General features: G+C 63.2%; 1 pseudogene. It reads left to right on the top strand.

The window, feature by feature from the left end:
• Nucleotides 1–86 precede the first annotated feature (86 nt).
• Nucleotides 87–1,439: pseudogene (locus tag IPV08_RS24280) on the top strand (IS3 family transposase).
• Nucleotides 1,440–1,514: the final 75 nt, after the last annotated feature.

Raw genomic sequence — 1,514 nt, 5'->3', positions numbered from 1 at the left:
GTGTCCGACGTCAGCACCTGTGGGACAGATTGAGGGTCTTCACGAACGGAGGATGGCTGGTTCATCGTAGCCCCTGAGGAGCGAAGATGAAGCAGACATCCGGACCGGCCAAGAAGCCGGCAGAAGCGGTGATCAAGGACATCCGTCGGGCCACACGTCGGCAGTTCTCGTCCGAGGAGAAGATCCGCGTGGTTCTGGAAGGCTTGCGTGGCGAGGACAGCATCGCCGAGTTATGCCGACGTGAGGGGATCGCCGCCTCGATGTACTACGGCTGGTCCAAGGAGTTCCTGGAGGCTGGCAAGAAGCGCCTGTCGGGCGATACGGCTCGTGCGGCCACCACGGATGAGGTGCGGGATCTACGTCGCGAAACGGGGGCGCTGAAGGAGGTCGTAGCTGATCTCGTCCTGGAGAACCGTCTGCTTAAAAAAAGCATGAGCGGGGCTGGGGGCGACGAGGCATGAGGTACCCGGCCCCCGAGAAGCTGGAGATCATCCGACTCGTCGAGCAATCCCACCTGCCGGTGCGTGCCACCCTGGACAAGCTCGGCATCACGCGCTCGACGTTTTACCGCTGGTACGACGCTTACCAGCGCGGCGGCCCCGAGGCGTTGAGCGACCATCCCTCGCGGCCGAGCCGGGTCTGGAACCGCCTACCTGCGGAGATCCGCGAGCAGATCGTTGCCCTGGCCTTGGAGCAGCCTGAACTCAGCCCGCGTGAACTGGCGGTACGCTTCACCGACGAGCGGGGCTACTTCGTCTCGGAAGCGACCGTCTGCCGGCTGCTCAAGGCTCAGGACCTGATCACCAGCCCGGCCTATATCGTCATCAAGGCCGCCGACGAGTTCCACGATAAGACCACCGCTCCCAACCAGCTTTAGTAGACGGACTTCACCTATCTGAAGGTCGTTGGCTGGGGCTGGTACTACTTGTCGACCGTATTAGACGACTTCTCGCGCTACATCGTCGCCTGGAAGCTGTGCACGACGATGCAGGCCAAGCGACGTCACCGCCACGCTCGACCTGGCGCTGGGTGCGGCTGGACTCGATCAGGCGCGGGTGATGCAGCGGCCACGCCTGCTCTCCGACAACGGGCCGAGTTACGTCGCCAGCGACCTGGCTGACTGGCTCGGCATTCGGGGCATGACCCACATCCGCGGTGCGCCATGCCATCCTCAAACGCAGGGCAAGATCGAGCGTTGGCATCAGACGCTCAAGAACCGCATCCTGCTCGAACACGCCTACTTGCCCGGCGAGCTGGAGACGCAGGTTGCCGACTTCGTCGAACACTACAACCATGCCCGAGCCCATGAGAGCCTGAGAAACCTCACGCCCGCTGACGTCTACTTTGGACGCGGCGAAGGGATCCTGGCCGAGCGCGAACGCATCAAGCGCCAGACCCTGATGGATCGCCGCTTGCGCCACCACGCGCAGGCCGCCTAACCTCTCACCCCAGATGGACCAGAACCTCCACTCCTGAACACCGCAGACTGTCCCAAATCATCTGACGACGGACAC

Source organism: Methylobacterium sp. SD274 (genome assembly GCF_017355285.1).
Classification (GTDB): Bacteria; Pseudomonadota; Alphaproteobacteria; order Rhizobiales; family Beijerinckiaceae; genus Methylobacterium.
This window is presented reverse-complemented; position numbering and strand designations above follow the sequence as displayed.